This is a genomic window from Alkalinema pantanalense CENA528, from assembly GCF_050753345.1.
GTDB lineage: Bacteria > Cyanobacteriota > Cyanobacteriia > Leptolyngbyales > Leptolyngbyaceae > Alkalinema > Alkalinema pantanalense.
On the sequence record NZ_JBLZFX010000034.1, the window covers coordinates 1 to 26,529 of the forward strand.

Genomic DNA, 26,529 nt, shown 5'->3' on the forward strand with positions numbered 1-26,529 from the left:
AACGCAGCAGGCTTGTGGAACTTCTACTTAGATGCAGCATAAGTTAGATAACAGTCAGGGCAAACCCTGTCCCAGAGCTGGTTTTATTTCCCAACAACTCTATTGATTTAAATATTTCTGACTGATAGACAGAAGAACCAACGTACTGTTTTAGGTATGTTTTATCTACTTTTTTTAAATCTTTTATCTTAAAATTCCCGACACGCTGGTTTTGTAGAATTGGCTGAATACAATTATCAGGGACTATGCCAATTTTGCCAGTTGTCGCTCCAGACATAGCAATTAAAATATCACCCGGCTCAACTTGATACTTCTCTCCTCTTCCAATTAATTCAATTGAAATTCTTGCCGCTCTCTCAACCGAAACTAAATCATCCTGAATATCGGAAATTCTCACAACTGGAATTCCCACATCGGAAAAATGTTCCGATTTGAATGCGAATCCACCCCGCACCTGAACATAATCCCCTAGAGCTACAATCTCAATCTTCATCCCAACATCTCCCCAAATACCAAACAACCCAAAACCCAACCCACCAAACCCGATCGACCCTTCTAGAGCATCGATCGTTCTCCATTCTACTCCTCCATAATTCCTTCCTCCAACCGCCTCAACCCCGCCACCAACTCCTCCTCCGTCGGCAACACCAACCGATACTTCGACGCAAAAATCTGCTCACTCTCCGCCAACACCGAATACTTCGCGATCGCCTCATTCTCCACCTTGAGCAGCGATCGGTAATGCGTCCAACTCAATTCAGGACGCACTGCGTCCTGAATTGGGAAAAGCTGATAAAACCGACGCATGTAGCGCAGATTTGTCATGTCAAACCCCTTGCCAAACTCAGCCGTCAGCCTTTCTGCTAGACCTTCTAGGACAGCCTTCCCATACTCCGCCCGCACCTCTCCCCCCTGCTCATCCTCCACAATCAACCGCCCAACCTGCCAATAGGTCAGCACCATCTCCTGATTCACCACCGATCGCACCCGCGATCGCGCCGCCGAAATCAACGTCGAAACCTTCTCGTACAGGGATTGCCACGCTTGTAAGGTCATTTCAACATCCCCTCCAAATCCTTCATCCCCTTCGCAATCTGTTTCTCCAACTCCCCCAACTCCCGCAAAATCTCCCCCGGCGGCACATGCTCCACCACCTCATGCACCACCTCCTTATAACGATTCAAACTCAAATCATAGCCATTCCCCGCAATCTCCTCCTTCAACACACAAAAACTCTGCGCCGTCCGAGGCCGCTCCACCTCCGACCCACAACGCTCCCGCCACCGCACCAACACATCCGGCAAATTATTCTTGCCATGCTCCTCCGGGCTCAACTGCGCCCCCACCCCCAACTTCTCCTCCGGCAACAACGGCTGCCGCTTATCATCCAAACTCCACCCATCCGCCTCCACCTCATAAAACCAAACCCGATCGGTTCCCCCCGAATTCGTCTTCGTAAACAACAAAATCGCCGTCGAAACCCCCGCATAGGGCTTAAACACGCCCCCCGGCAGCTTCACCACCCCCTCCAACTGCTGCTCCTCCACCAAAATCTGCCGCAACTGCTTATGCGCCTTCGACGAGCCAAACAACACCCCATCCGGCACAATCACCGCCGCCCGTCCCCCCACCTTCAGCAACCGCAAAAACAACGCTAAAAACAACAACTCCGTCTTCTTCGTCTTAACAATCTGCTGCAAATCCTTCGCCGTATTATCCGCATCCAACGACCCCGCAAACGGCGGATTCGCCAACACCAACGAATACTTCTCATCCTCCCCAGAATGCTCCTGCGCCAACGAATCCCGATACACCACCTGCGGATTCTCCACCCCATGCAGCAACAGATTCATACTGCCAATCCGCAGCATCGTACTATCAAAATCAAACCCATGGAACATCCCCTGGTGGAAATGCGCCTTCAGCTTCCCATCCCGAAAAATCTCCGGATGCCGATCGCGCAAATACTCCCCCGCCACCACCAAAAAACCACAAGTCCCACTCGCCGGGTCACAAATCACATCCTGCGGCGTCGGAGCCGTCAACTCCACCATCAACTGAATAATTTGCCTCGGCGTCCGAAACTGCCCATTCTGCCCCGCACTGGCAATCTTCCCTAGCATGTACTCGTACAGATCGCCCTTCGTGTCCCGATCGGCCATCGGCACCTGATCCAATAAATCCACTACCTTCTGCAACAATGTGGGCGTCGGAATCGTAAACCGCGCATCCTTCATGTGCATCGCATAGGTCGAGCCATCCCCATACTGCTGCAAAAACTCCGTCCGCAAAAACGGAAACACATAATCCCCCACCACCTCAAACATTTCCCGCGACTCAAAATTCTTAAATCGCGACCACCGAAAGTCCTCATAGGCGCGTTGATGCTTGCCATTGGTGTAAGTCCCTTCCGGGAATAACCGCCGCTCCATCGGCTTCTTCAGACGATTTGCCTTGCGTTCCTCCAGCGTATGCAAATCATCCAACCGTCGCAGAAACAGCAAATAGGTAATCTGTTCCATCACCTCCAGCGGATTGGAAATCCCCCCCGACCAAAACGCATCCCAAATTTTATCGATTTGCGATCGAATTTCACCCGTCAGCATCGGTCATCCCCCGCCTTGATCATCTTTCCATTAGCTATTAAACTCGCACGGATGACGATCTAAAAAACATTTTCAGACCCAAGTAGAACCCTTGCAAATGATAGAGATGCCTTTGACCATAGGCGCAGTAAGCTTTCGCAGAAGTCCGCGATCGCGGCACACTTCGCCATCTCTACTCCGCTTGCAAAAAGGCTAGATAATCCTGGGTAATTTCCTTCACCGCCAACTCGTAGAACCGCTGCCCATGTTCCGGTGTCGCCAGTGCAGGATTCGACCCCATGCGCCCATCGGGGTAGCGCCGCCGAAAATCGATCGCGCCATAAATTTTATGCCCCTTCGCCACAGATTCACTCAACGGTGCAGTTTTAATGGCCTCCGGATAGACAAACTGCGTCACCGCTACTTCACTCGGCGTCGCATGGGAACCCTCCTGATCTCCATAGAGTTCCTTCGCGAGCCGATACACCCCACCGCCCATGTACCAATTACACACGACGCATTGCACATCCTCAGCCCCTTCCAGTCCCATGTCCGCCAAATAGGCATAGGTTTCCGCAAAGGCTGCCTTCAGCGTCGCCACATTGCCGCCATGGCCATTGATAAAGAAAAACCTGCGAAATCCTGCTTTAGCCAGACTTGTTACCGTATCCCGAATCACTAAAATTAACGTACTGGGTTTGAGGCTCATACTGCCTGGAAAGGCCATATGGTGCAGGGCCATCCCCACATTAATCGTCGGTGCGACTAACGCTTCCGTCGCTTCCCCCACGCCCTTGGCGATCGCCTCGGCGCAAATGGCATCCGTCCCAATCAACCCCGTGGGCCCATGCTGCTCCGTAGACCCGATCGGCAGCAAAATCCCCCGCGATCGCTGGAGATAGGTTTCCACTTCCGGCCAAGTACACAAATGCAGCAGCATACATCCAATCTCAATTAGGCTTCCCTCTCTATCTTAGAGTGAACCCGAATCCGTTGATCTTGACTGCCCGTAATTAAGCGATCGTCCTCTGTAAACACGATCGTATGCACAAAATTGCGGTGTATGCCCTCCCCGAATTCCTGGAGTTCAAACACCGTTTCCTGCTGCCATTGCCACAGCCGCACCGCAGGCATCCAACTGCCACTGGCCAGCCATTGCCCATCGGGACTGAAGGCCAACGCCGCAATGCTCCAACCATGTCCCGGTAGAGTTTTTAGTAACTTCCCATTGTCCACCTGCCAAATTTTGATCGTACGATCGTCGCTACCCGTCGCTAACCATTGCCCATCGGGACTAAAGGCCACTGTCGTCACCGCCCAGGTATGGCCCTCCAATTCCTGGTGCAGTTTCAACGTCGCCAACTCCCAAATCCGCACCGTGCGATCGTGGCTGGCACTGGCTAACCATTGCTGATTGGGGCTAACCGCGATCGCGCTAATGGGTAATCGATGTCCGGTGATTGTTTGCAAGAGTTCTCCCGTTTCCCAGTTCCATCGGCGTAGCGTTTTATCCCAACTACTGCTAATGATTTGGTTACTATTGGGGATATCGACTAACCCTGTGATAATTTGGTCATGGGCATTCCATTCCCGGACACAGGTTTTTGTCTGTAAATCCCAGACCCGAAGGGTTTTATCATAGCTCGCTGAAGTCAACCACGGGTGATCCGGTGTCAGCGCTAGGGCAGATACGGTTTTACGGTGGCCGATGAGTTTATCGACGGGCTCCGATCGCTGCAAATCCCACATTCGAATCGTCTGATCTTGGCCAGCGCTGAAGAGCTGCGATCGTGACCCATCCCACAGCAGCGCCGTTACCCCGCCCCGATGTCCCGTCAAGGTTCGCTGGTGCGCCCAAGGACTCGGTGCAAATCGTTGCCCTGGAAATGCCGGAGCTTGCGGTTCACCCATGGCCTGTAACACCTGGTCAACGCTGGTAAAGCGATCGGTAATATTGGGCGTAATTAAGCGATCGAGTAAAGATTGCAATTGTCCACTCACCGCCTCCGGCACAACCGCTTCCCAGCGCCAATTCTGTGCCCCATCATCCCACAGCGCAAAGGGCGAAAGTCCCGTCAGCAAGTAGAGACAGGTCACGCCTAAGCTGTAGAGATCACTCGCAGCTGTCGCACGTCCTTGTAATTGTTCCGGAGCGGCATATTCCGCACTACCGACTAATTCTAAGTTAATCTCCTCTACCGTTGTAGCTTGTAATTGAGCATTTGCGGACTCTAATGTTGCAGGATCTTCTACCGCATTAATTGGCTGAATCGACTGCCAACCGATCAAATAATATTGACCTTCGGCACTCTGTAACAGGTGACTGGGTTGGATATGACGATGGAGAATTCCCGATCGATGCAATGGTTGAAGAATCGCTAAAAGTTGCCTGAGAAATAGCCAGATTTGCGGTTCTGTGAACAATCCTCGATCGTAAACCACAGCAACTAAGTTGTCAGCAACAACATACTGCCAAACTAAGTAAAGGTTTTCTTCCATTGTCCACACATCTAACAACGGAGGAATTCGAGAATCGGGCTTTTGGGTCAGAACTTGCAATGCACGATACAGCGCGATCGATGCAGCCGATCGAAACACCACCTGCACCACGACAGAACTCGACTGGTGGGGTAGAACGGTCTGATGAATTCGCCTATCCCGCGCCAAAATCGTCTGATGCCGGGTACTTTGCCCCAGCCGTTTCACCCCGAAATACCGATCGCGCAGGCATAACGATTGACCACAATGGGCACAAAATTGCATACCGACTGAGTCGCTCAAGCTCTGATGACTCAAGCTCTGATGACTCAAGCTCTGATGACTCAAGCTCTGAGTCAAAGCAACACGATCGAGATTTTCAGGATGGGAACAACGGGGATTAAAGCAATAGGCCATCATATCAAGGCAAGTTGGAGGGTGGCTCAATCACGAGGGGCGGATTGGCAGGCCGATCGCTGGTTCCGCTGGGTGTGGGTAGATTCGCAGGATTCACCGGATTTTCTGGAGCCCCTGCATCGCTGTGCCCTTGGGCTTGGTTCCACAAAATCATCGATAATAAACCATCTACCAATCCCGAACTATTGCCCGATTGCCCGACCAAAATATCGGGAATCAACCGCACATGGCGATCGCCGATGATTTGCATCAGTTGCATTGCGGTGTAGCTGTGGGAGCCTAACGCCTCTACCCCGGCTTGGTAGGTAGCAGCCTTGGCTTGCCCGATCGATCGCACCGCATCGGCTTCCCCACCTGCCCGCAAACGAGTGGCTTCCGCTTCCCCGGTGGCCTGTTTGACCTGGGAATTGGCTTGCAGTTCGGCAATTTTGACATTTTGCTCCGATCGCACTAAATCCGCCTGAATTTCCGCCAAGGAGGTTTCCCGCACCAGTTGCTGCCGTTGGGTTTGTGCCTGCTGCTGCACTTCGTAGGTCTTGCGTTGTTCCTCCGCAATTTTGCGATCGGTCTGGGTTTGCATCAGACTTTCTGGCGGTTGAATGTCGCCAATCAGAGTATCGATCGCCTGCACGTCATAGCCCCGCAGCGCCACTTTAATGTATTCCGCTGCCTCCGACTGCCGCTCACTCCGGGCACTCAGGAAATCCAACACGGTGTAATCCTGGGCAGAGTTGCGGAAATAGTTGCCGATCGTGGGTTCCAGCACATGATCGACCAAATTCTGCATCGAACCCACGCGGGAAATCACCTTCGGCGCATCCAATGCCCCCACATGGATAATCTGCGCCACTTCTAGGTCAAAGGCAAATCCATCCCGCGATCGCACCGTCAACGCCCCCAGTTTGGCGTCATAATTATGGCGTTCTGTCCGCACTGACCAGTTCAGCACAATATTCGTCGTCGGAACCAGTTCCACCTTCATCACCCTTGTATTGATGGGATGCTTACCGGGATAGAGCGGTTCTGTCCACACCCCTTTGTGGCCGGGATGCACCAAGTCCCCATGGGTAAAGGCCGCGCCACTGATATCCTCATGGGCCTTACCCACATAGGAAATTACAACACCCACATAGCCGATCGGGATTTCCGTCATCGGCACCGGTTCCACCTGCACCAGCCACGGATTCAAGTTCCATGACCCCGATAGCAAAATCTGTTCCTGCAACCCCCGACGCCCACCCGCTTGGATAAACGCTTGACCATTTTGGAAATTGTTGTGGCCGGGAATGGTACACCCTGCAATCTCGCCCGGTTCGATCGGCATCCCATCCAGGGTCGTCACAATGCCCACTTTGTCAGGCACGATGTGCTGCACCATCAACTGCTCGTGGGTCATGCCTTCCTTGGAAGCCGTTTCAGCCGTAATCACCTTAAACAGTGCCGTATTGATGCGATAGGTTCCCGTCGTCAGAAAACCCATCTGCCGACCTTTTTCGCCCTTGTTTAACAAAAACTTGCGGGCATCCTGGAAATTGTCACACTCCACGACTTTGCCCAGAATGCGCTCGGAAGGAATCGCCTCGCCATCATTGGCCACTAGGAGCGCAATTTGTCCCTGGGGAATCACCACCACCGATTCCTTGCGCACGGAATATTGCCAGGGCCAGTAGCCCCAGTGCCAACCGGGAGCTAGGGTATCGGCTTGGTAGCCCGGCTCGCCGTTCAGCGCAACCAGTCGTCCCGGTGGTAAGCTTTTGCCCGCAAAGGAAACTTTTTTCACGACGATACCGACTTCCCGTTCGCCAATAATCACCAGTCCCGCTGCAAAAGTGATAATCAGTCCTGTCCCAATGACCGCCAAGGGCACGCTCCAGATGGGTAAACTCCCAACCACGATCGGTTGCAGGGTCGCGATCGATCCAGCGGTGTGTGCTGAAGAGGTGAGCTGGTTGGCTGGATTGAAGGAGATGGTTTGTGCGAGGGGCAGTTTTGGGGAAAGGGTAGATGCTGAAGGTGCGATCGTCGAACTGAGCAACACGTTAGACGGCACAATCGGGTTGCTGAGGGGTTCGGCCAAGGCTGGATGGAGGATAGCGCCGCTTGCAACGATCGTGCTGGAAGCCACTACTGAAGCTGCAAATTGAGCGAACAGACGGGATGCCCGCAACGAAAAGGAATTAAAGCGATTCATAGGTAAACAATAGTCCGGACAGTTTTAAATCGACAACGGTAGAATGCGGGTTTCAGCATCCTCAGTGAGGTCGAATGCCAACGGTGGAATGCAGGTTTCAGCTTCCGTTCCAAAAAGTGTCCGGAGTATTGGGTAAAGATTTAGAATAGTAAAAGAATTTGGAGTGAAGTGATAGACAGACAACGCTTCAAAATCAAGCAAACCCAAAGACTGGGTCGGTGTCAGTGACTGGGCAGTGGTTGGGGTCAGGTCAGTACCGAGATTGCTGCGCCGAGATCGGTAGATGGGTTTTGACTTGAGCAGAGAACTTCTCGAGTTAGGACTCTTTTCAGCCTACAACTCCTGCTATGGGAGCGATCGGTTTTTAATCTCAACGTAATCTTTCCAGGCAATTGTGCAGCGTCAAGGTTGTTGGGGGATTGCTGCCACAATTGCCAGATCACTACAAATCAGCGATCGGCGTTTCCGGAAAAACTGCCGATCGCTGATCATTTAGCCGCCATCATAATGGGCCTACAATCCTGCGAATTCCTGCTAGGACAACTGCAATTGCGGAACAGACATTGCTTGGCTACATTCTACAGAATGAACTGTTCCTTCGTAGTAGAGAATCTTGCCCCGTGCATTCCGAACTGCATAGATGTTTTCAGTAATCCACAGAGTACTGCCATCCTGGCAATACACTTCGGAGGTTACGCCCAAAATATGTCCCTGTTGGCGTAATTGCTGAACCAGTTCTTGTCTCCGGTCTGGTTGGACATAAAGCTGGGTGCTAATATCCGTCATGGCAGCAATCAGATCTTCGCAGGAAGCATACTTGTAGAGGTTGGCTAAGGCTCGGTTTACTTTCAAGAACCGCCCCTCAGGACTGCTTTGAAACATCCCTTCGTTCGATCGTTCAAACAAACTGAGATAGCGTTCTTCCATTTGTCGCCGCTCTGTCAGTTCATCTTGGAGCCGAACATTCTGGTTTTCTAAGCGCTTTTGCAGGCTGCGAATTTTCAGTTGGTTATCAACCCGCACCAAGACTTCTTCAATCTGAAAGGGCTTGGTGATGTAGTCCGAGCCACCTAGTCCAAAGGCTTTTACCTTACTAGAGGCATCATGAATGGCACTGACGAAAATGACGGGAATATCCTGCGTTAGGGTATAGTTACGCAGATATTCACAGACGGCATAACCATCCATATCTGGCATCATAATGTCCAACAGCACCACATCGGGAATGGCATTCTGAATCGATGCCATGGCTTCCTTCCCAGACAGGGCCGTGTGAATGTCATAGCCTTGTCGCTTCAGTGCTGCCGATAGTAGGGTGAGGTTACTTTGCACATCATCCACAATCAGCACAGTGCCCTTATGATTGCCGTCAAAGGGTTTGAGGTGCAGCAGAGAAAAAATTTTGTCTTCCGTTTTCTGCAATTCCGGGCGATTCCTGGCACCCTGTCCACTCAAGCTTTGGTGAACGAGGGCTAACCGTTCCAGCTCATCAACAACGGAGTTAGCTCGCTGCTCATTGTCGTAGAGGCTAGAAAGTACCACATTAAGATCGCTGGTTGCGTCTGCCTGGATCCCGGCTCCCTGCTGGTTGTCAAATTTTAAGCGATCGAGATTTTGTCGAAGTAACTTACGAATGTAGTAGCTAATGCCAGGAGACAGCTGTAGGCGCATAAGGGAGCACTCGTACAAGGATGAAGTAAGCGTCTATATAGACCTCCTCCCATCTGCCTAGGGAGATCCCAATAGGATGTGATCAGGATGGCATTTGAGGTAGATCCCAGACGATAGACTCAGTGTTCCCATTTCTAGCCAAGATCTCATGATATTCCTAGAAAAATCAGAGTGATTTAGCTGATCTTTGCTGGCTCTAAACCCCGTTGAAAATTTGGTTCAGAATCTGGTTACAGACCGACTATCCACCGTCGGTCTACTCAATCAATGGGTTTCCGGTGCTCCCGTTTGGCAAAGCGGATCGGGCGGAGAGCCCATGCCCTAAGCTCGTATTTGCTGGACCGATGGTGTCTCGCTCGGTTGGCTCTGTTTCAAGGCCACGCTCCGACGGGCGGCTTCCACAAATCGGCTGACGCGAATGGGATCGATCGGGTTATCCCGTTTGCCTTGCCGTTTGAGGGAGCTAGAAACAATCACTCCATCGGCGGCTTGCATTAGTTGGGGAATATTCTCCCAGGTCGCCCCACTGCCGATGAAAACCGGAGTCTCCTGGGCTGCACTACTGGCAAGTTCCAAATCCTGTAAATCGGGGGGACTACCCGTTGCCCAACCGGAGAAAATCACCGCATCGGCCAAGCCCCGCTCGATCGTATCCTGTACCGCCGTGGTTAAATTTGGCGTTCCTAGAGGACGGGCATGTTTCACCAATACATCAGCAAAAATTTTGACATCACTGCCCAGTTCCCGGCGGTAGCGCATCAATTCATGGGCCTTGCCTTCAATGACACCCTGATCGGTAACCATTGCACCTGTCCACACGTTGACCCGGATAAAGGGAGCCTCAACACAACTGGCGATCGCAATCGCACTACGAGCATCATTCCGCAGCACATTAACCCCGATCGGCACGGTCACCAAGCTTTGCAGCCGCTGGATCACTACCGTCATGGCGCTCACCACCGCCGGATCGACTTGATCTTTCGGAAAGGGCGCATCAAAAAAATTTTCCACAATAATGCCATCCACGCCCCCCGCCGCCAAGGCCGTTGCTTCTTGTTCGGCGCGATCGACGATCGCCCGCAGGCTGCCTCCCCAACGGGGAGAGGTGGGCAGGGGCATCAAATGCACGACACCAATGATAGGATTAGGGGTTCTGAAGATTTGTTTTAAGTCCACGTGAGCTATGAGTCTTGGCGTTTTGAAGCAAGGTCTATCTTACATCTATCGTAAAACGCTATCGTAAAACACAACCCGTTTAGATTTCATTTAGATTTGTGGTTGTCAGCGATCGTTGTTGATAAACCATTCCTTAATCAAGGTTAAGTCACCACCGATGAAGTGACTTTGATCTCAAATTTCGATCGGGAAATCGGGCATAGTGTAAATCGGGCATCGTGTAAATCAGGCATCGTATAAGCGATAACCAGCCCGATCCCCTCAAGGATCCACCCTGAATCTTTCATCTGTGGAGAACTGCCGTGCAAGCCAAGGAGATTATTAAGGAGGCGAATCTGCTGTATAAGGCGCTTGCCCCGGTTTTGCAGTTGGGCCCAGCCTACAGTGATTACGTTTTGACGGACTTGGCGCGGGTGGTGCGGATCTGTGGCCGCAGCAATGCGGATATTAGCTCCAATGAATTGTTGGCCTACTTGGTGCTGTTCGGGCTGGTTAAAGCGGATAAAGACAAATTAAATGTGGCGTTGCACCTCTGGGACTATTCCAGCCAAACCCGGCGGGAGTATGAGAAGCAGACGCTCAAGCTGATCATGGACTTTACCCAACAGGATGGAGCCATCGATCGCTTGGAGCTACCGGGACTGCTGGAGGCGATCGACACCAACCGGGGAACGCAATACACCACCCACGTCATCAACGCCATCTATCGATTTGCCCAGATCATTATCAAAGCCGATAACCAAGTCACGATGCAGGAAATGGATGCCCTGTCGTTGATTTGGAAGTTATTGCACAACAGTTCCAGTAATGCAGGCAATTTGTCAGGAAACGATCGATCGGTCAATCCCGCTGCCGCCAATCCCGCTGCCACCGATCCCGCCCAACTCTCGGATGTGATGGCGGAGTTGAATCAGTTGATTGGTATGACGGAGGTGAAAGAAGAGGTCAAAACCCTGACGAATTTCCTACGGGTGCAACAGGTGCGATCGCAGCGGGGACTGGCCAAAACCCCGGTCTCGCTCCATGCTGTCTTTTGTGGCCCGCCGGGTACCGGAAAAACCACCGTGGCACGGCTGATGGGCAAGATCTACAAAGATTTGGGGTTTTTGACGAAGGGGCATTTGGTGGAAACCGATCGCTCCGGGATGGTGGCGGGCTATGTGGGCCAGACAGCGCAGAATGTGGATGAACTAGTGACCCAAGCGCTGGATGGGGTGCTGTTCATCGATGAAGCTTACACCCTGAAGCCACCGGGGGATGGCCGCGACTTTGGGCAAGAGGCGATCGATACCTTACTGAAACGCATGGAAGATCACCGCGATCGCTTGGTGGTAGTCGTTGCGGGCTATCAAGCGGAAATGCAGGCGTTTATTGAATCTAACCCTGGTTTGAAATCCCGATTTAACCGTTATTTTTACTTCAACGACTACACCCCCGATGAACTCCTGGAAATTTTCCTTAAACTGGCCGAAAAAAGCCATTTCACCTTAACGCCCCCCGCTCAGCAAGCGACCCTCAAGGTCTTGCAAAGTGTCTACGAAAACCGGGACAAAACCTTTGGCAATGCTCGTCTAGTGCGGAATTTGTTTGAAAAAATTGTGGAACGGCAGGCCAATCGCCTGGCATCGGTGAGTCAGTACGACTTGACCGATCGCTTGCTAACGACGCTTCAGCCAGAAGACATTCCCGTGGATGAGTATTTGGGGGCTGACCATTGGATGCCCTTGGAAAATGACGGGCAAGCGCCTGTCAGTGGCAGTTTGACGCAGATTGACCAGGAATTAGCCCAGGATGTTTGGTCGGAGCCGTCAGAGATCGAGGCCAGTTATGGGCCAGTCAATGGGCCAGTCAATGGGCCAGTCACACCGCAGAATAGTGCAACGCTAGCAAGCTCAATCAGCATAAGCTCCATAGATGCCAGCCCAGTAGGCACCCACCTAGGCTCCACGATCGACCCGTCCCTTAATCCTGTTTTCGACCAACCCCCGCCCCCTGTTCCCGCAGAACTGACGGTGGAACGCACGATCGCACCCGTGGAGCAACCCCAAACCTCGACCTTACAACCCCCGCCGCCTGTCCCGGTTGTTGCCCCCTCTGCAGTGACGCCGGAAAATACCCTGATGCAGATTCAGGCATTGATGGCGCGATCGCTGCAAGCCCAGGGCATTCAGGCCAAAGCCAATTTGCGCAACGGTTGCTTGCAAGTGATGTTTGAAGCGACTCCTGCGCCGGAGATGCCCAAAATGATCGTCCTTATGCGCCACCTCATTCAAAAAGTCGGCACCCAAAATATTTCGCGATTACAACTCTATGGCCGAGAACTGGGCCAAGAATTTCCGACTTGGAGCAAAGAATTTCGGCTGGGTTAGCGGTCTGTCAAATCGTCTGGCATAAATCGATCGTCCAGCACAAATTGCTTGAGGAATTATTTAAGGGAAGAAATTCCTCAAACAATTTCTTCCCAGTCCTGCTCAAAAATGCAAAAAAGGGAAGAAGTTAGTACTTCCTCCCTTTCTATGCGGATGGCGAGACTCGAACTCGCAAGGCAATGCCACACGCACCTCAAGCGTGCGCGTATACCAATTCCGCCACATCCGCGCATAGTTATCACTTGGTTTTCCCAAGCTTTAGTATTGTAGCAAAGAAATTCTACTTGGCTAGCGTTTTACATAAAAAATCTTGGGAACGGGGAATGAACCGCTCAGAAATGACTTGTCAAAGGACACTATTCAGTTTTCAATGATTGGCTAGTGCGATCGCCCTTACTCACCTGCCAATCCCAAACCTATGCCGTTCCATGCGTCTCTGGCTCAATTAATTGAAATTACCCATGCCACTGGTTTGAACCTGGAAGATTTAACCCAAGTTGCTGCAGGGCTGACCACCGATAGTCGTACAATTCAGCCGGGACAACTGTTTCTAGCGCTGCGGGGAGAACGGTTTGATGGGCATCAGTTTGTGGAAACCGCGATCGCCCAAGGGGCAGTGGCGGCCATCGTCGATCGGCAATATCCCGTTGCGGACTCCGCGTTACCCTTAATCCAGGTAGACGATACCCTCAAAGCCTATCAAGCGATCGGGCGTTGGTGGCGGCAACAGTTTAATATCCCAGTGATTGGGATTACGGGATCCGTGGGTAAAACCACCATGAAGGAACTGGTGGCGGCGATGCTATCCCACTACGGTAAGGTGCTCAAAAGTCAGGCGAACTTTAATAACGAAATTGGGGTACCACTGACCCTGTTGCAGTTGGAAGCGGATCACGACTTTGCGGTGATTGAAATGGGGATGCGCGGTCGGGGACAAATTGCTGAACTGGCGCAGATTGCTGAACCGACGATCGGGCTAATCACCACCGTTGGGACAGCCCATATTGAATTGCTGGGTTCCCGTGAGGCGATCGCGGAGGCGAAGTGTGAATTGTTCGCAGAATTGGCACCGGACAAAATTGCGATTTTTAATGCAGATAATGCGCTGTTAACCCAAACGGCAGCAAGCGTCTGGCAAGGGAAGACGCTGTCCTATGGCTTTACCCAAGGAGATTTGCAAGGTCAGTTATCGGATGGAGAGACGATCGAAATTGCGGGTGTGCAATACCCCCTGCCGTTACCGGGAGAACACAATGCCATTAATTATCTAGGGGCGCTGGCGGTTTTGAAGGCGTTGAATTTGAGTTGGCAGCCCTTTGAGGCAGGATTAGCGATCGATCTACCGGGTGGGCGAGCGAAACGCTACGAATTGCCTAACGACATTGCGCTGTTGGATGAAACCTATAATGCAGGGCTAGAATCCATGCTGGCATCCCTCAAGCTGCTCTCGCAAACCCCCGGAAGTCGCCGCATTGCTGTTTTAGGCACAATGCGGGAATTGGGAGAATTTTCTGTTCCGTTCCACCGTCAAGTGGGAGAACAGGTGCGGGAACTCCAGATCGATCGCTTGCTGATTTTGGCCGATCCCGCTGAAGCTGAAGCCCTCGCCCAGGGGGCTGCCCCAGTTCCGACGGAAACCTTTGACAGCCATGAAGCGGCGGTAGAACGGCTGCGAACCTTGATGCAACCGGGCGATCGTGTCTTATTCAAAGCCTCCCGCGCAGTGGGACTCGATCGGGTCGTGAATGCCCTGCGATCGTAGACGTCAACCCATGAAGACCGGAGCATTTAACTGGATTTGCAGATAGGTTGCTCTAGGATGAAATAAAACGTGGTGCCAATGCCAAATTGAGAGTCTACCCAAATTCGACCCCCATGGTTTTCCACAATTTTTTTACAGGTTGCTAAACCAATGCCAGTGCCTGGATAGGTCTTGCTGTTATACAAGCGACGAAATGCTTCAAAAATTTGCTCTCGGTTTTCGGGTTTGATGCCAATACCATTGTCATGGATGCTAAATAACCAAGCATTTCCTCGTTTTTCTGCACCAATCTTGACTTGGGGGAGTATATTTGGCTGCACAAACTTCAATGCGTTGCTGATGAGGTTTTGGAAGAGTTGAATTAACTGTGTTTCATTGCCTTGTAATGTAGGCAAGTTTTGGTACAGAATATCGGCTTTCTTTTCATCGATCGTAACTCGTAAATTTTCAATAACTATTTCTAATAGTAAGTTGCAATCTATAGTTGTCCAGTCGAGGGCTTCTCGTCCAACCTTGGCATAGATTAATAGGTCATGAATTAATTGCTGCATTCGGCCACCTGCTGCTGCCACTCGATCGAGATATTCAAGGACAGTATCGTCCAGAGTCTCTTGATACTGCATCTTGACCAGCTTAATAAAACCAGTGACACTTTGCAGAGGTTGTTGTAGGTCATGGGAAACGATGTGGGCAAATTGTTCTAATTCTCGATTAGATTGCTCTAAGGCTAAATTTCGTTCAATCAACTGTTTTTGTAAGCGTTGAAGCTTTAAATGATGTTCGACACGAGCCAATACCTCCGCCTCTTGAAACGGTTTTGTGATGTAGTCTTCTGCCCCAACAGTAAAGGCTTTGACTTTGTCTAAAGCTTCATCGAGAGCACTTAGAAAAATAATGGGAATGTTTTGAGTTTTTTCATTGTCTTTAAGCGATCGACAAACGCTATACCCATCCATTTCCGGCATCATGATATCCAAAAGAATCAAGTCAGGTAAGCAAACCTCGATCGATCGTAGTGCCAATGGCCCACTGGGGGCCAAGCGTACAGTATAACCATGGTCAGTCAGAACCTTGGCCAGTAAGTGTAAATTGGCAGGAGTATCATCAACGACAAGAATATTGCCTTGAGTAGAATACAAACTATTCGAGTTCATAGTTCCAATTTGTAGTGAGTGCGAAAAATCGTAAAGGCTAAAAGCATAGAGTCTTGTCTAGGATCGAGTCAGTTATACTCAGAAAACCTAGAAGCTATTCTGAACTGAGAGAGCTCTAGCCAAGAACAGGCTAAGGACATCAGTGAATCACGAGTCAATTACTAGGAAAATGCCGATCATTGAAGCAAGATTGAGGCGATCGAAGTCGAGGTCATGAGGAAAATGTCTATAATAAATTTACCCCCTGTAAAAGATTCATTAACTGATCATATTGAAAGTTATTACTCATCTGGATCAGTGTCTTGGCCAATGCAGGATGTTGGACTTCAATTTCACTAATGAGGGTGACCATCCGACTGAGATTGAGTTCCAAAATAGCTTGCTGAAATTGAACTTTCCAGGCTAACGGTAAAGTATCTAAGATATCCGAGGCTAACACTGTTTTTGGTAAAGCGAGGATATCTTGCTCTACAGAAGCATCCGCATAAATGAAGCGAATACCCAAATGCTTTTCTAGTTTTTCAATGATGACCTCCTCACGAAAGGGTTTACGGACAAAATCATCACACCCCATATCCAGAATGAGGGAGCGATCGTCTTCGAAGGCACTAGCGGTCAACGCAATCACGACCGTTGCCTGTCCCCGAACATGGGATTTAATATGCTGGGAGGCTTCATAACCATCCATGACGGGCATACGCATATCCATCCAAATTAAATGCGGTTGCCAAGTTTCCCAAATTTGAATGGCTTCCTGGCCATTCGCCGCTTCTCGTACTTCAAAGCCCAAGCGATCGAGCGTTTTGACCAAAAGCTTACGATTCGTCCATTTATCCTCGGCGACTAAAAGACGGTAGCGAGGTTGATCGGGAGCCACACTAATCACCTGGCGAGGCAAGTGGCAGTCTTCCAGCTCGCCCACATTGGCAATACCTACAGGAATTTGAAATTCCACTGTGGTTCCACTCCCTAATTTACTCTTAAGAGTGATTTGCCCCCCCATCAGTTGAATAAACCGATGGCAAATGGCTAAACCTAGTCCCGTTCCTGGTTGAGCGGTTCGTTGTGTCTGGATCTGGACAAAGGGGTGAAATAATTGACCTAAATCCTCGTCAGCAATGCCTGACCCCGTATCTGTAATTTCAAATTGCAATGTTTGCTGATCTAAACAACCACCTTCAGACAAACTAGCAGACATTTGTGATGCAGCGGACATCACTCGAACTCGCAGTGATACACCTCCTTGGTGCGTGAACTTGACTGCATTTCCTAACAAATTAATTAAAATTTGTCGTAGCTTACTTTTATCTGTTTGAATGTAATGAGGAAGTTCAGGACAATAGTCAAAAATGAGTTGGAGTCCTTGAGTTTCAGCCTTGAGGTGAAACATCTCTTCCAACGTTTTCAAAAGTAGTCGTAAATCAAAACAGCTTACGTTTAGAGACACCTTGCCTGCTTCAATTTTAGACATATCTAAAATGTCATTAATCAAAGCAAGTAAATGTTCTCCACTGTGAAGAATAATATCTAGGCCGTTCTGAATTGCGGGTGTTAGAAAGGGTTCGTGTTGCAATAGTTGGCTATATCCCAAAACTGCATTGAGGGGAGTTCGCAGTTCATGGCTCATCCTTGCCAAAAATTCACTTTTTGCTTGATTAGCTGCGTCGGCTTGTTCCTTCGCCAATTGTAGTTGAATGTTTTGTTCTTTGAGTTGCTGTTGCTGCTCCAGTAATTGTTGTTGTAAGTGTCGAATGGTCAGTTGATGTTCAACCCGTGCGAGCACTTCTTCAATTTGAAAGGGTTTTGTAATGTAATCTGCACCTCCTACTGCAAAAGCCTGCACTTTATCGATGGCATCATCAAGAGCACTCAAAAAAATAACCGGGATTTCACGGTTTTTTTCGTCAGCCTTTAGCCATCGACAGACTTCAAAGCCGTCCATTTCAGGCATGCGAATATCCAGTAAGATTAAATCGGGGGGAGAGGCTTGAACGCTCATCAAGGCTAGGGAACCACTTTTGACACAGCGGATGGAATATCCTTGCTGAGTCAGGGTTGCAGACAAAACTCGGAGATTCTCCAAAGAATCATCAACAATTAGAATAATGCCTTTCCGTGGAGACAATTTGGCGTTCATCATTCGGTTGGAGGAGGACAGGCGAAACTCTGTATAAATGGACTCTTCTGACTAGAATGGACTGGCAGACAGAATAAAACATCACCCAGTGGGTTTTATCTTAGGGGATTAAGCGATGATATGCCTCCGCAATCAAATCTAAAATTTGTTCAAAATCAAAGGAATGAATTTTGTGGGTGATCAAAAGGCGCAGGTCTGATTGTTCCTCTGGAATCAATGGGAGTAAGCTAAGAATCTTTTCTACATTCACTTCAATCGTGGCTTGTTGTAGTTGATCCACCCAATCAATTGGCATAGCTTGGAGTTCCGTCAGGGCTACCTCGATCGAAGGGACAGCCTCAGCCGAATTGGAGGATTGGCTTGAGGGAGGGGCCGCAAATAAATAGCGCACACCCAAGTGTTCCACCAACTTATCAAGAATGATGCGATCCTGTAGGGGTTTAGTGACAAAGTCATCACAGCCCATCGCTAAGGTTTTTGTGCGCTCTTCCGCAAAGGCTCCGGCAGTCAAGGCAATAATTTTGGTGGGCGTTGAGGGCCGTGCAGGAGAAGTAGTAGTTGCTGTTGTTTGCTGAGGATCTTCGATCGCTGTGGTCAGCAGATTTCGATGGGATTGTTCCCGTTGGCGAATTTGTTGAGTGGCTTCGTAGCCATTCATGATAGGCATTCGCATATCCATCCATATTAAATGCGGTTGCCAAGTTTCCCAGAGTTCCACTGCTTCCTGGCCATTAGTGGCCTCCCGTACATGAAACCCTAAGGATTGCAACAGTAATAACATGAGTTTTCGATTGGCCAGGTGATCTTCTACTACCAGAATGCGATAAGTCGGTTGTCCTGGGGCGAGGCCGATTGGTCGTTGGGGGAAATGGGTGCAGGGGATGAGATCTGAGGTCACCCGTTCGATCGGGATATGGAACCGGAAACAAGAACCTTGCCCGACTTGGCTGGACACGGTCAGTTCCCCACCCATCAACCGGACAAACTCGCGGCTAATCGGTAATCCTAAGCCAGTACCTTCTTGTAACCGAGGTTGGGTAGAAGACTGGATAAATGGCTCAAAGAGGAGATGGATTTCCTCCGGAGCAATTCCCATGCCTGTATCTTCCACTTCACAGATCACGTACGCAGCCTGATCCAGGTTGATCCCGTTAAATGTTGTGGGGATCGCCCAGTTTGGTGCCGTGACATCGTGGCAACTCACCCGAAGTTTCACAGAGCCGCGATCGGTAAATTTAATCGCGTTGCTGAGTAAATTGATGAGAACTTGGCGCAATTTATTTTCATCGGTTTGGATGTATTGAGGCAAGACCTCTGTGCGTTCCCAGCTGAGTTTCAATCCTTTCTGTTCTGCTTTGAGCTGAAACATTTGGATTAAACCTTCTAAAAACGCCCGAAGATCGAAGGGATTAGGATGGAACGTGCTGCGTCCCGCTTCAATTTTTGACATCTCTAAAATGTCATTAATCAGTCCTAGTAAATGTTCACCACTGCTGTTAATAATTGAGAGCTGTTCTTGGTGAGTTGAATTCAGATTGGGGTCATGGGCTAGCAATTGGCTAAACCCAAGAATGGCATTGAGGGGTGTGCGGAGTTCATGGCTCATGTTGGCTAGGAATGCACTCTTGGTTCGGTTAGCCGCTTCCGCAGACTCCATGGCTTGTCGGAGTTCTGCCGTCCGGTCTTCTACACGGCGTTCTAGCTCAAGGTTGGATTGGCGCAGCACCTCTTCCATTTGCTTGCGTACCGTCACATCCCGGAAAACCGCAACCCCACCAATCCCACTCCCTGTGGCATCAGTCAGGGGGCGTGCAGTGACTTCAACATGTACCCCCTCGGGCCGCATGGCATTCCGCAAAACAACTTCCACCTGATCAGTTGCATAGCCTTGGATTGCTTGCACTAGGGGAATATGGGAAACCGGACAGGGACTGCCATTGGGTAAATAAATCCCCCACAGGCTCTGCCAGTCTTGTGCCTGTGAATGGAGCCCTGGAAGTCCGGTAATCTGCTCTACGGCAGGATTATGCAAAATGATCTCTCCTGTGCAATTGGCAACCACGACGCCATCGCCCATGCTATTTAGAATAGTTTGTAATAATTGGGTTTGTTGTTGTAATTCCTCCGTGCGTTGCTGCACCCGTTGTTCTAATTCTTGGTTGAGTTCAGCTAGGGCTTGTTCCGTTTGTTTGCGGTGGGTAATGTCCATGGCAATCCCAGCAGTGCCTAGAATTTCACCCCTATCAGTAACGATCGGTGTTTTAATGGTTTCTAGCCACTGTTCCTGTCCATCAAAGGTGATCAGCCGTTCTTCCACACGCTTTTGCTGTCGAGATTGCATGACGTTCCTATCCTCTCGAACATACTCAGCCGCTAGGTCAAGGAGCCAAATATCCTGGTCTTGCATGCCGACCAATTGTTCCGGGGTGTAACCACAGGCTTGGGCAAAGGGTTGATTTACGGCTAGGAAACGACTCTCAGTATCTTTTAACCAGGCAATGTGGGGAATATTATTCAGTAGTGAAATGACCTGTTGTTCTCGAATTTTTGCTTCGGTTTCGGCTCGTTTCAGATTTGCTTCCGTTTCTTTTAAAGCAGTAATGTCTGTAATGGCTCCTAGATACCCGATCGTATTGCCAGTGGTATCCATTTCTGGCGTAATTTGACAGTAGAACCAGGAAATTTGGCCATCGGGTAATAGATAACGACCTTCGCCTTGGTAATAGCCGCCTTGCTCTGCGTAAGCTTGCTGCCAAGCCTGTAAGGCCCACTCCCGATCGTCAGGATGAATCGTTTGCACCCAGCCATACCCCATGGCCGTTTCCGGTGGTTGCTGGGTCAGTTCACACCAGCGCTTATTGACATAGACACATTGCCCTGTATGGTCAAAACGAAACAGGCCAACAGGTACGGCTTCGGTTAGTGCAGCGTAGCGCCGCTCACTGGCTTTACGTCCGCTAATATCCGTCACAGTGCCCACATAACCTAGGATGTGTCCTTGGTCATCCCGTTCTGGTACCGCTTGTCCCATCACCCAAGTCACTGTGCCATCGGGCTTTTGAAGACCATATTCACTGGTAAAAGGTTGCTGATTCTGGACTGCGGTCTGCCATTCTTGAATGACTCGATCGCGATCTAGGGAATAAATTGCCTGTTCCCAGTTGTTACTGGGGGGATTCTCTAGCAATAGTCCTGCCATCTCTAACCATTTGGGGTTGTGGTAGAGGCTGTTGCCTGCGGCATCGGTTCGGAAAATGCCCACGGGTGCATATTCAGTTAGGGTTGCATAGCGGTGTTCACTCTGACGAAGGGCTTCCGTTCGTTCCTGTACCCGTTGTTCCAGGTTTTGGGAATAGGCTTCCAATTGTTGGTACAGTCGCGAATTTTCCAAGGCGATCGCGGCTTGAGTACAGAGAATTTTTAACAAATCCACCTGCCCATGACTAAAGGCTGCGGGCGTGACTTCATTTTCTAAATACAACACTCCCATCAATTTCCCTTGGCCTAAAATTGGCATGGCTAGAACGGAACAAACGGGATGGGTTTGCCAGTAGGGATGGGTCACAAACCAAGAGGTGAGACGAACTTCATCTAATACGATCGGTTCTTGGCAGTTGATAACGTAGTGAATAAGAGGTAGGGGTACATCCGAATGTGATTTCAAAGGAACTTGGGGTGGGAGGATGATTTGAGTCTCAAGATGACTCGCGATCGCGGCGATCGTCCAATCATGGTCTTCCTGCAAAATGACGACGCCACGGGTTGCTCCAGCATTTTCCAATACCACCTGCATCAACTTGGTCAGTAACTGATCAAGCACCACTTCCCCCGCTAGAATTTGCGAGGCTTTGACGATCGATGAAAAATCTAAAACCTGTCCCAGCCGCAAACTGGTCTGAAAATGGTGGGCAGTATTGGGGCTTTGGTCAGTACTGGGACTGGAGAATTCTGCAGGTCGCAACGGAGGCAGCAAGAGGTTGCCATAGCGTTGTTGAAGGTCATCTGTCTTTGCTTTCGCGCCCCATCGGGCGTAGGCGTAGTAGGCATCGGTAAGATAAACTTGGGCAATTTTGGGTTTGTCCCAACTCAGATAAAATTCTGCAGCACGCTCGTTGGCTAGGGCTTCGTCTTGAATAAAGCGATGTTTTTTAGCATTGGCGATCGCGCGATCGTAGAACTCCATCGCTGCAAGGGGGTTGCCCAAAATCGCTTGCCGCTCTGCTTCAACCAATTCCCAGCGATGTTGATGATTTTCAGGCACCAAATTTGCCCACCGTTGCAGTTTTTGTTGATGAACCCTCACCTGTTCTAAATAGAGGGCGATCTGGTGAGAAGCCGCCCCTCGACAACAGGCTAATAAGATCAAAGCGTGATAGAACGGGAAACGATACCTTAACCCATTCAACATAATCTGAAGCTTGGTCTCATCCCCTGAACCTTCGTCCAGATCCAACAGAGAGAGTTGTTGGTTGGCTAGTGTGAAATGACCAAAGAGATAATACAGAAAACATTGATGAAAACAAAGTATTGGTAAAACGGAAAAGTCTGTATTAGGCAGAAAAAATCGATCTGCATAACAAGCTTCTCCCTGTAAGTTGTAGAAGTCAGAATTCAAACCTCCTTCAGCAGATTGAGCGGTTCCTCGACGACCTAATAGGGTCAGCACTAACTGCTGATTAATGCGATGGCATTGTAGCGCTGTAATTTGTTTTACCTGAGCAAGCATTTGCCCATACTGCTCCATCTCATCGGCTAACTGGACTAACTCATGGCCACAAAAATAACGATGCTCACAATACATCACCGCATTCAAGGCCATACATTCCCAATCACCCGTTGCTAAGCCCCAGTGATACCCTTCTAGAAACCCCGGAAGTCCTTGCGCCAAGGGTTTTTTCCAGTGCTGAATAAAGGTGGATGTGATAAACAATGCCCGACTTGTCCAAGGTCTGGCTTGTAAGCGTTCTAACAACTGTAGGGCCAATTGACCAAATTCGTAGCCTACATTTGGGTCTTCTAGGATGCCACAGAGCAAAATTCCATAATCTCCATAGGAAATACCTGAAATGATGCAATTTCCACCTAGGAGGGATAGCTCAATTTGTTTAAAAATCAGCAAGGCAAGTAAAGTGGGCGCAATCACTGCGGCAGACCCAGAAAGGTTCGTGAGAATTTGCATTGCCGCTAAGTCATTGGGATTGGTCATAGGCGGGAGATCTAACAATCCCAAAGGAGAAGGTTCAGAGTCGGTCTGTTGATCAGTAGGAGAACCCGTTATGTCAGACTCTTGGTCTAGGCATAGGCGATAAATCCATAATTGACGAATTCTGCGCCCCTCCATGATCACATCCATCGAATTAGGCTGTTCTGGGAATGTGATATTTAAGGATTGTAGGATGTGAAGCCCTGTGTTTAATGCTTGCTGTAATTGTCCCTGTGCCCGTGCCGTCACTAGGCGAATTTCCTGCACCGCGATCGTGTCTAAAACATCCTGTGCCTGTTGCAAAACAGTCTCGCTCCAGGGTTCAACGAATTCGTACTCCGTATTAAGATAGGCTGCTTCAACTCGATCGCTGTGTAATGCGAGCGTTAAATCGTAATGTTGTTGCCAAGCACCTACTGGTAATAATTGAATGCCTTGAGTGAAATATTCGATCGCGGTCGCATAGGCCGTAGTCGCTTGGGCTTTATGACCGGCCTGCCAATTCAAGCGGGCTAGTGCTATGGGTTGAATTTCAGCTAGGTCTACGGACGGTAGATTAATACTAGCCAAAGCAAGGTCAGGTAACGTTTCTGCCGCAGCTGTTATTCCTATATTTAAATGTTGAACAATTTCAAACAATCGTTCTGTTTGTTCAGCAGGGGATAATTTTTGAAGTAGTAAACAGCCAATATAGCGATGAATGGTTGCTTGTTCAGTTATGGAAATCAGTTCATAAGCCGCTTGTTGAATGCGATCGTGAACAAATCGATAAGCTAAGTGGACGGATAATCCTGGCTTACTATCCTGGGTTTGTGGCAATACAATCAGACGATCTTCAGAATTGCTATGGTATAGCTGATAAATGTCACCCGTTGCCGTAATTAAGCCTACTTGCAGCGCAGCCCAGAGGTGCCTAGCAGTCTCTGTGTGTGACTGATTGAAAAGCAGGCTTAAGGTCTCCAAATTAAATTGATTACCCAAACAAGCCGCTAATTGTAAATGCTCTTGGGTCGGTTGGGGGAGTTTGTGAATTTGCCCAATCATTAATTGCACAACATCATCAGCCAATGTCCACTCCGAAATTTGAGCAACGTCACATTGCCATTCTTCCCGTCCATGGTTAAACGTAATCAGGCCATCTTGGTGCAACGCACTCAGAAATTGTTTGGCAAATAAGGGATTGCCCTGGGTTTGTTGATAGAGCAACGGTGTTAACGCTACTAAATGATCTGAACACCCTTTGAAAATGTCGGGAATTAAGCAACGGAGATCCGAAGGCGTGAGGGGTTTGAGGGATAAGGTCTGCACCCGTACTCCAGTCTGATACAGCTTCTCTAGGGTCAGCATCAAAGGATGGTTTGGCAGCACTTCATTTTCACGATAGGCCCCAATGAACAATAGAGCCTGCTGGCTTTCCATTAAGTGTTGCATCATCTGGAGGGACGCCCGATCTGCCCATTGCAAGTCGTCCAAAAAGATCACTAGGGGATGGATTTTGTTTGCAAAAACTTGAATAAATTTCTGGAAAACGCGGTAGAAGCGATTTTGCAAAGCACTGCCAGACAGTTCCACGACGGAGGGTTGTGGGCCAATAATTTGTTCTAAGTTGGGAACGACCTCCAGAATGACCTGACCATTCTGGCCTAAGGCTGCTAACAATTGCGATCGCCAGTAGTGGAGTTGTTGTTCTGATTCACACAATAACTGCTGGATGAGATCTTGTAGGGCTTGGACAAAGGCGGAAAAGGGACAGTCCCGTTGGGCTTGTTCAAATTTGCCTTGAATGAAGTAGCTGCACCGTCGCACGATAGATCGATGAACTTCGTTCACCACGGCTGTTTTGCCCACTCCTGAGCAACCTGTAACTAAGATTAGTTCACAGCGATCGCTCTGAGAATTTACTGACTGAGAATTTGCTTGGGAAGCCTCAGTTAGCGAACTAGTACCAGAAATACGGTCGAAGGCGCTGAGTAATTCTGCAACTTCAGTGTCTCGCCCATAAAGCTTATCTGAGAGGTGGAAGCGATCGCTGCGATCCTGTCTCGCTAAGGGAAAGTTGGGAACTTCGCCCTGAGTTTGCCAAGCTTGCTGACAGAATTCCAAATCATGCCTTAACCCCAGAACACTCTGATAGCGATCGTTGGGATCCTTAGCCATCAGTTTGTTGATGATTTCAGCCAGCATCGGTGGCACGATCGGGTTGTACTCGTGGGCCAGTGGGGGTTGCTGAGCAATATGGCAATGGACCCACTCCAGTGCATCCTCTCCATGGAAAGGTAACCGTCCTGTTAAGAGTTCAAACCAAGTGATTCCCATGGCATAGAAATCACTACGATAGTCAATTCCCCGATTCATGCGCCCCGTTTGTTCTGGCGACAGATAAGCCAATGTTCCTTCTAGGCGCTGGAGTGGGAGTAAAGTTGGGCTTTCTTTGGGTAACAAGGATGCCAAACTAAAGTCTGTCAATTTAACAAGTTGGGTGTCAGGATTAATTAAGAGATTGCTAGGCTTAATATCCTTGTGAATCAAATGATGTTGACCCAAAAGTTCCAGGATTTCTACAAGCTGACAGGCGATCGAGAAAAATTCTGCTAAGGGTAATGCGATAGAAGCATGGGGAAATGCAGGTGAGGATGCTAGCGCAGAATTGGTAGACTGGGCGCGATCGAGGTAGTCCCGCAGAGAAATTCCTCCAAAATCTTCCATAATCAGAGCGAACCCATTCTGCCAAGGTTCTAAGGCATAGGGCTGAACGATGAGAGAGGATTGGATAGATTGCGCACAGTGGAATTGATTCTGAAACCGAATCAGTTCTAAGACAGTAGGGTAGGATGTTCGCAAGAATTTGATGATAACGGGTTGGTGATCGTCCCTACGAATGGCTCGATAAACCAGAGTATGAGCACTTTCGTAAAGAACTTCCCCGAGGAGATAGCCTGCGATTTCGATGATTAGATCCATCTAAATACCCATCCCAATATCCCAAGTATAGATGCAAGCAATCATTCATGATTATGTGCGTCATTTATCGTCGTTCGCAATAGGAGACTTTCGGTCAGTTGAGATATGTATGACCCACCAATGCTCTCAACACATAATCCATTGTTCAACAGAGCATCAGGACTAATATCAAGCTGATATCAACTTGAATTCTAGGTTCACGATCGACAAACAAACTGTTTGCATAATAATTGATAGCCGTTTGGGAGACTGAAACCCTAGTCTCCCAAACGGTTTAGATCGCAGCTGCTAACGAATGACTCCCAGTAAACATTCCCCGCCAAGCACTGTTTTGAACAGGTAAAAGTTTCAAGACAATTACACCTAAGGGACTTTACCACTGTAGACAGCCCAACCCAGTAACAAGATCAGTTCTGCGAACCCTA

The 26,529-nt window shown here is 49.4% G+C and carries 13 protein-coding genes and 1 tRNA gene; 2 read left to right on the top strand and 12 right to left on the bottom strand.

Features of this window, described 5'->3' with window-relative positions; translation table 11 throughout:
- Positions 1 to 43 precede the first annotated feature (43 nt).
- The 8 genes from ACN4EG_RS12925 to btpA form a co-directional block, all read right to left on the bottom strand.
- Complete coding sequence (locus ACN4EG_RS12925) at positions 44 to 493, bottom strand: restriction endonuclease subunit S (RefSeq protein WP_431629961.1); 450 nt, start codon at positions 491 to 493, stop codon at positions 44 to 46.
- Positions 494 to 579: 86 nt separating this feature from the next.
- The gene (locus ACN4EG_RS12930; RefSeq protein ID WP_431629962.1) at positions 580 to 1,056 is read right to left on the bottom strand and encodes a DUF1016 N-terminal domain-containing protein; all 477 of its coding nucleotides are present in this window, start codon (positions 1,054 to 1,056) and stop codon (positions 580 to 582) included.
- Positions 1,053 to 2,606: a class I SAM-dependent DNA methyltransferase gene (locus ACN4EG_RS12935; RefSeq protein ID WP_431629963.1), complete on the bottom strand. Its 1,554-nt coding sequence runs from the start codon at positions 2,604 to 2,606 to the stop codon at positions 1,053 to 1,055. Before ACN4EG_RS12935 ends, ACN4EG_RS12930 begins: the two co-directional genes overlap by 4 nt.
- Before the next feature lie 172 nt (positions 2,607 to 2,778).
- Positions 2,779 to 3,525 carry a creatininase family protein gene (locus ACN4EG_RS12940; protein ID WP_431629964.1) on the bottom strand — a complete coding sequence of 249 codons (747 nt, stop codon included), beginning with the start codon at positions 3,523 to 3,525 and terminating at the stop codon, positions 2,779 to 2,781.
- A 14-nt stretch (positions 3,526 to 3,539) separates the two neighbouring features.
- Complete coding sequence (locus ACN4EG_RS12945; RefSeq protein WP_431629965.1) at positions 3,540 to 5,483, bottom strand: protein kinase domain-containing protein; 1,944 nt, start codon at positions 5,481 to 5,483, stop codon at positions 3,540 to 3,542.
- 1 nt (position 5,484) lies between these two features.
- A complete protein-coding gene (locus ACN4EG_RS12950; protein ID WP_431629966.1) occupies positions 5,485 to 7,671 on the bottom strand; it encodes an SPFH domain-containing protein in 2,187 nt (728 codons plus the stop codon).
- A 534-nt stretch (positions 7,672 to 8,205) separates the two neighbouring features.
- Positions 8,206 to 9,342, bottom strand: a complete 1,137-nt coding sequence (locus ACN4EG_RS12955; RefSeq protein ID WP_431629967.1) for a response regulator — start codon at positions 9,340 to 9,342, stop codon at positions 8,206 to 8,208.
- Between the two features lie 321 nt (positions 9,343 to 9,663).
- Positions 9,664 to 10,461 carry a photosystem I biogenesis protein BtpA gene (gene btpA / locus ACN4EG_RS12960; RefSeq protein WP_431629969.1) on the bottom strand — a complete coding sequence of 266 codons (798 nt, stop codon included), beginning with the start codon at positions 10,459 to 10,461 and terminating at the stop codon, positions 9,664 to 9,666.
- 359 nt (positions 10,462 to 10,820) lie between these two features.
- Here btpA and ACN4EG_RS12965 point away from each other — a divergent pair, with 359 nt between their 5' ends.
- On the top strand, positions 10,821 to 12,887 hold the full coding sequence (locus ACN4EG_RS12965; protein ID WP_431629971.1) for an AAA family ATPase: 2,067 nt from the start codon (positions 10,821 to 10,823) through the stop codon (positions 12,885 to 12,887).
- Between the two features lie 148 nt (positions 12,888 to 13,035).
- Here the strand turns inward: ACN4EG_RS12965 and ACN4EG_RS12970 are convergent.
- Positions 13,036 to 13,116, bottom strand: a tRNA-Leu gene (locus ACN4EG_RS12970).
- 189 nt (positions 13,117 to 13,305) lie between these two features.
- On the opposite strand from ACN4EG_RS12970, the gene ACN4EG_RS12975 reads away from it, so the two are divergent.
- On the top strand, positions 13,306 to 14,649 hold the full coding sequence (locus ACN4EG_RS12975; protein WP_431629972.1) for a UDP-N-acetylmuramoyl-tripeptide--D-alanyl-D-alanine ligase: 1,344 nt from the start codon (positions 13,306 to 13,308) through the stop codon (positions 14,647 to 14,649).
- 26 nt (positions 14,650 to 14,675) lie between these two features.
- Here ACN4EG_RS12975 and ACN4EG_RS12980 read toward each other — a convergent pair whose 3' ends face one another.
- The 3 genes from ACN4EG_RS12980 to ACN4EG_RS12990 form a co-directional block, all read right to left on the bottom strand.
- On the bottom strand, positions 14,676 to 15,803 hold the full coding sequence (locus ACN4EG_RS12980) for a response regulator (RefSeq protein ID WP_431629974.1): 1,128 nt from the start codon (positions 15,801 to 15,803) through the stop codon (positions 14,676 to 14,678).
- A 226-nt stretch (positions 15,804 to 16,029) separates the two neighbouring features.
- A complete protein-coding gene (locus tag ACN4EG_RS12985) occupies positions 16,030 to 17,943 on the bottom strand; it encodes a response regulator (protein WP_431629976.1) in 1,914 nt (637 codons plus the stop codon).
- A 97-nt stretch (positions 17,944 to 18,040) separates the two neighbouring features.
- On the bottom strand, positions 18,041 to 26,104 hold the full coding sequence (locus tag ACN4EG_RS12990) for a PAS domain S-box protein (protein WP_431629977.1): 8,064 nt from the start codon (positions 26,102 to 26,104) through the stop codon (positions 18,041 to 18,043).
- Positions 26,105 to 26,529 lie beyond the last annotated feature (425 nt).

Excerpts from the sequence above, each read along its gene's own strand:
- ACN4EG_RS12950 (WP_431629966.1), bottom strand. The coding sequence starts at position 7,671 with ATGAATCGCTTTAATTCCTTTTCGTTGCGGGCATCCCGTCTGTTCGCT.
- ACN4EG_RS12930 (WP_431629962.1), bottom strand. The coding sequence starts at position 1,056 with ATGACCTTACAAGCGTGGCAATCCCTGTACGAGAAGGTTTCGACGTTG.
- ACN4EG_RS12955 (WP_431629967.1), bottom strand. The coding sequence starts at position 9,342 with ATGCGCCTACAGCTGTCTCCTGGCATTAGCTACTACATTCGTAAGTTA.
- ACN4EG_RS12985 (WP_431629976.1), bottom strand. The coding sequence starts at position 17,943 with ATGATGAACGCCAAATTGTCTCCACGGAAAGGCATTATTCTAATTGTT.
- ACN4EG_RS12925 (WP_431629961.1), bottom strand. The coding sequence starts at position 493 with ATGAAGATTGAGATTGTAGCTCTAGGGGATTATGTTCAGGTGCGGGGT.
- ACN4EG_RS12945 (WP_431629965.1), bottom strand. The coding sequence starts at position 5,483 with ATGATGGCCTATTGCTTTAATCCCCGTTGTTCCCATCCTGAAAATCTC.
- ACN4EG_RS12940 (WP_431629964.1), bottom strand. The coding sequence starts at position 3,525 with ATGCTGCTGCATTTGTGTACTTGGCCGGAAGTGGAAACCTATCTCCAG.
- ACN4EG_RS12990 (WP_431629977.1), bottom strand. The coding sequence starts at position 26,104 with ATGGATCTAATCATCGAAATCGCAGGCTATCTCCTCGGGGAAGTTCTT.
- btpA (WP_431629969.1), bottom strand. The coding sequence starts at position 10,461 with ATGCCCCTGCCCACCTCTCCCCGTTGGGGAGGCAGCCTGCGGGCGATC.
- ACN4EG_RS12975 (WP_431629972.1), top strand. The coding sequence starts at position 13,306 with ATGCCGTTCCATGCGTCTCTGGCTCAATTAATTGAAATTACCCATGCC.
- ACN4EG_RS12980 (WP_431629974.1), bottom strand. The coding sequence starts at position 15,803 with ATGAACTCGAATAGTTTGTATTCTACTCAAGGCAATATTCTTGTCGTT.
- ACN4EG_RS12935 (WP_431629963.1), bottom strand. The coding sequence starts at position 2,606 with ATGCTGACGGGTGAAATTCGATCGCAAATCGATAAAATTTGGGATGCG.